Below are 4579 nucleotides of genomic sequence, written 5' to 3'. Positions count from 1 at the left end.
ACCTTCCTTATTTTTATATGGTAATCTTACATTTCAATGTATCATCATACATGTAACAATCTAAGTTAGGTGCGCATCGGTTGAATTAAGCCAATAAAAATATAAAGTAACGAAATTCCTATAAAAAGAAATAAACATAAAGTACTAGTATATATGCTAGTGCTTTATGTACATTAGTAATATTACGTGTGTGAAATCAAAAATAAGGAGAGAACATGAATATAGCAGTAAAAGTGATCACTTTGACTACAATACTGGTTGGAACAATCCTACCAAATACGGAAGGTTTTTTCACTAACCCAGAAGAAGGTGAAGTGACAAATACACAAACAAATGAAAATGCAAAGATAAATAACGGTTTACCTGAAAATTTAGATGCATCATTTATTGATATAATGAATACATCAATGGATGAATATGTGACATTAGAGAATTACCAAAATGCAACTGAAATAAGCATCACAAATGTAACTGGAATAAAGGTATTAGATTTAAGCAAGAATTTCCATATTAATTATCTTTGGATTGCAAGTAGCGATGTAGAGAAAGTTATATTTCCTGATTATGCAGAGATTCATACTGTTGGTTTTATCAATAACATGAGTTTAGTAACTATTGAAGGGACTATAGAACCATCAATTTTACATGTAGAAAATGCAGAACTAACCGGTGAAGGTATTTTAAGTAATTCACTACAAAATGTTGTGTTACATAATACATCAATTAGTAATCCGCTTTTCTTATATGATGCAAATAATTTAGCGTATTTGACAATTGGTGGAAATAAATTTCCATATTTAACTTTACATAAACAAATTATGAAGGCGTTGTATTTTCATGATTCAAGTTTTAATTATGGAAATGAATTTATTCGTCCAAATAAAATCAATGTAACAGCAATAAAAAGTGAAGATGGTTATACAGTAAAAATACCTGGTCTGAATATTGGTCAAGTTACATTACCAACAGAATCATCGTGGGTTAAGCAAGGACCAGAGACACTATTTTTAGCAGGTAGTGAACTTAAAGAATTAAATTACTACTACAATATTGCCAGTTGCAAAGATGACATACTTCCACCAAAGCCTGATTCGATTGGAATATGTCCGCTATCTTCAACAGATGCACAAGGTGTTGAAGTAAATGAAGTTGGTTCTGCTGAAAACTGTGCAGATATGTTTATAGTGACAAATATAACTGTGGAAGAACCTAAAGAGGAACCAAAGGAAGAACCTAAAGAAGAGCCAAAAGAAGAGCCGAAGGAAGAACCTAAAGAAGAACCAAAAGAGGAGCCAAAGGAACAACCTAAGGAACAACCAAAAACAAAGAAACCAAGTGTTTCTCCAACAAAAAAGAATCCACCAAAAACAAATGATACATCAAATGGAATGATGTATATGGTTATGTTGGGTACATCAGTACTTTTTATCATTCGTAGTAAAAAGTTGAGAAGTAATTGGAAATAGTGTTAAAACCTGGTAATTGACTGCCAGGTTTTACTTTGTAAATATACTTTGATATTCAAAATATATTTACAAACGATTTAGATGGTGGTAATCTAATGGCTAGTGAGGTATTTATGAAAAATCTATCAACAAAACATATATCGTATATGGCATTATTTTCAGTACTTATTGCAATGGGAGCATTTATTAAATTACCAATTTCAATTGTACCCATTACACTTCAAACACTGTTTGTTGTATTAGCGGGACTTGTACTAGGAAAAGTCTATGCACCAATTGCGGTTTTAGTGTATATATTAGTGGGCTTAATTGGATTACCTGTGTTTTCTACTGGTGGTGGTCCTAGTTATATATTTTATCCAAGCTTTGGTTACTTAATTGGTTTTGTGTTTGGATCTTATGCTGTTGGAAAATTAACAAGTGATAAATCAAATGTTGTGAAAAACTTTGTAGTTTGTATTCTAGGGATGTTAGTAATCTATATATTTGGAGTTGGATATTTTGTCTTTATTCAATACGTATATTATGGAAAAGTATTTGAAGCTAGTTGGGTTTTGTATTTTTTATTTCTCGTGTATTTACCTGGAGATTTACTTTCTTGTTTCGTGGCAAGTTTACTGTATAAACGATTACCGAAAATCCAAATAAAAAGAAAATCGTAAACTGGATTTTCGTTTCGTGTATGCCAAGAGTTTGTTATACTGAGTGTAGATGAATCACATGAGGGGGTCATATGGAAACAATAGGGACATTAAAAGATGTAGTATCTGTTGACGAACTTGTTGCATATTTGCAAAGAAAGGGAAGCAATCGACTTGTGTACACACACTATACGACTTTAGTTGGACTACAAAACATTTTAAATAGTAAGCGATGGTTTCTATCGCGTGGCGATAATGCAAGCATGAATGATCAGCATGAATGGATGTATACCGGAAGCCAATTACATTGGGCAAAAACTTACATCCTATGTTTTAGCGCAAGCAGTAAAGAGAATATGGCAATGTGGGGACTATATGGAATACCAGCAACACAAGCGATTAGCATTCGTATTCCTAGAAAAGCAATTCTTCAGTGGTTGGAGTCAATAAAAACTGTAGAAGGTGTGCAGTTTGTAGATGGAAAACCTAGTTATACAAAACTAGCAAAACCAAATTCACTAGTAATGCATGATGTTGCATATGCTAGTCAAGATAATATACGTTTGCGTAATGAGAGAATTCCACACAAACAAGTACGTGATTTTCGTTTGAATCATGAACAACTGACAGGCTACATTAAAGATGTTGCCTGGGAATATGAATATGAAGTTCGTTTGCAAGCAAGTTATTTAGATGATATGAAATATACACATGTAGCATTACCGATAACTGATGAACTGATATCTTCATTTGAAGTGATGTGTGGTCCAAATTTTACAGAAGAAAAGCAACTGGTGAAATTACTACAAACGCATCAAATTGCCAAGCCAATTACATACAGTAAGTTCACGAATTTACTACGATATCGCTCACTATGCGATATATGTACATATGAATATAAACAAAAATAAGTATCGTCATCTGATACTTATTTTAAGATTGTGATTGCTTTTTGGTAATTGGTGATTGTTGCATCTTTATACGTTCCACCATATTCTCCATCAACTGTCCATTTGATTTTCTTTTTTGAAGTGATACGCAGTGTTTTCGTTTTAAAGGCATACATCTTATCTGTATTCTCAAAGTTACGAGTTGTTATATCAAACAAGGTTTGATTCAGTGTGATTGGACCTTTTGGATATTTAATAAAGATACATTCAAAGTATCCATCATCAAGTGATATTTCATCTTCTTTAAAAAAGTTCATTCCGCCAATAAATAAAGAATTGGTAATCAATCCTAAGCAGAAATCATCCTCAATGATACCATCATCATATTCAATACGCATATGGATTTTATCTTGTCGTGTAAGTTTCTTTAAGCCTTCTAATATATAGGCTACTTTACCAATGCTGTTTTTTGTATTTTGTGGGGTTGAGTAACTGACTTCACTTACACTACCAAACGCTGCAACATATACAAAATAACGTTCATTAAGTTTACCCACATCAATGCTTTGAAAATGAATCTCGGTATTGAAGTTATCCAATAAGCGATCAAGATTGGTTTCCATTTTAATTGATTTAGAAAAGTCGTTTACGGTTCCTGTAGGAATGTAGCCAAGTTTTCCTTTGTATGCAATTTCCATACATGCATTGATTGTCTCATTTAGGGTGCCATCGCCTCCACTGCAAATAATACGATCAAACTGTTGACCAAATTGAACGATGTGGTGATAGGCATCATTGTTTGCTTTTGTGGCATAGGTAATCAGTGTATTTTCATCAGATGAGAATGCTTCAATAATTTTACTTAATTTATTTTTAATGTTACCTTTTCCAGCAACAGGATTGTAGACAAATAATATCTTTTTCATACTTATATCATAGACAATATCGATTGCGATAGCAATGTATTTACAAAATCTAACGCATTTTGTTGTCGTAGAAAGAATAATAATTGTCACAAACGGACTTGAAATAAAAAAATAATTCTGAAGGAAAGACAAATGATTGGAGAATTGATAAGGTATATATAGGATCGATAATACCTTTCCTATAGTTTATTTGATTGCATAAAGTCCTTGATTGTTTTGCATAATTACTATGCTGCCAGTATCGATCCATAATTAACGTACAATCTTTGACGATATTTCTTTCCTTATTAACAGCAACAAATAAACATCCATGCTTCCTACAAACGGACTTCGCGCTCTGGTTTACCAGTGTAAACATCCTGGAAAAACGTCATTTTTTCTTTTACTCCTTGAGTGAGGTCCGTTGTTGTAAGCAAAATCAATCATATGAATAACGAGTTCAAAAGCTCGTTTTTTTTCGTTTTATGGATGATACCGTTTTCAAATAAATTACCAAAAAACAAATGTATTCGATAAATAAAGGGAAATGCTTTGATTGTCGAAACTTTTTTATAAAACCTATGGCTTAATTCAACCAGTGCATACCAAGTCTCGATAAATCACTGATAAGTACTGAATAATTTATGTGTCTTTAAAGCATTTCTTGTGATGGTAAA

General features: G+C 32.3%; 4 protein-coding genes. 3 read left to right on the top strand and 1 reads right to left on the bottom strand.

All coding sequences use genetic code 11. From position 1 onward, the window contains the following. The first annotated feature begins 215 nt into the window (after positions 1 to 215). From EDD63_RS11640 to EDD63_RS11270, 3 genes are all read left to right on the top strand, one after another. Complete coding sequence (locus EDD63_RS11640; RefSeq protein ID WP_208318334.1) at positions 216 to 1466, top strand: hypothetical protein; 1251 nt, start codon at positions 216 to 218, stop codon at positions 1464 to 1466. Between the two features lie 113 nt (positions 1467 to 1579). After that, the gene (locus EDD63_RS11275; protein ID WP_134171415.1) at positions 1580 to 2128 is read left to right on the top strand and encodes a biotin transporter BioY; all 549 of its coding nucleotides are present in this window, start codon (positions 1580 to 1582) and stop codon (positions 2126 to 2128) included. Positions 2129 to 2199: 71 nt separating this feature from the next. Continuing rightward, positions 2200 to 3018, top strand: a complete 819-nt coding sequence (locus EDD63_RS11270) for a hypothetical protein (RefSeq protein WP_134171414.1) — start codon at positions 2200 to 2202, stop codon at positions 3016 to 3018. Between the two features lie 17 nt (positions 3019 to 3035). Here EDD63_RS11270 and EDD63_RS11265 read toward each other — a convergent pair whose 3' ends face one another. Continuing rightward, complete coding sequence (locus EDD63_RS11265; RefSeq protein ID WP_166667644.1) at positions 3036 to 3923, bottom strand: diacylglycerol/lipid kinase family protein; 888 nt, start codon at positions 3921 to 3923, stop codon at positions 3036 to 3038. Positions 3924 to 4579 lie beyond the last annotated feature (656 nt).

Source organism: Breznakia blatticola (assembly GCF_004365815.1).
Taxonomy (GTDB): Bacteria; Bacillota_I; Bacilli_A; order Erysipelotrichales; family Erysipelotrichaceae; genus Breznakia; species Breznakia blatticola.
This window is presented reverse-complemented; position numbering and strand designations above follow the sequence as displayed.

What these genes read in the sequence shown, in the direction of transcription:
- EDD63_RS11640 (WP_208318334.1), top strand. Translation starts at nt 216, where the DNA reads ATGAATATAGCAGTAAAAGTGATCACTTTGACTACAATACTGGTTGGA.
- EDD63_RS11275 (WP_134171415.1), top strand. Translation starts at nt 1,580, where the DNA reads ATGAAAAATCTATCAACAAAACATATATCGTATATGGCATTATTTTCA.
- EDD63_RS11270 (WP_134171414.1), top strand. Translation starts at nt 2,200, where the DNA reads ATGGAAACAATAGGGACATTAAAAGATGTAGTATCTGTTGACGAACTT.
- EDD63_RS11265 (WP_166667644.1), bottom strand. Translation starts at nt 3,923, where the DNA reads ATGAAAAAGATATTATTTGTCTACAATCCTGTTGCTGGAAAAGGTAAC.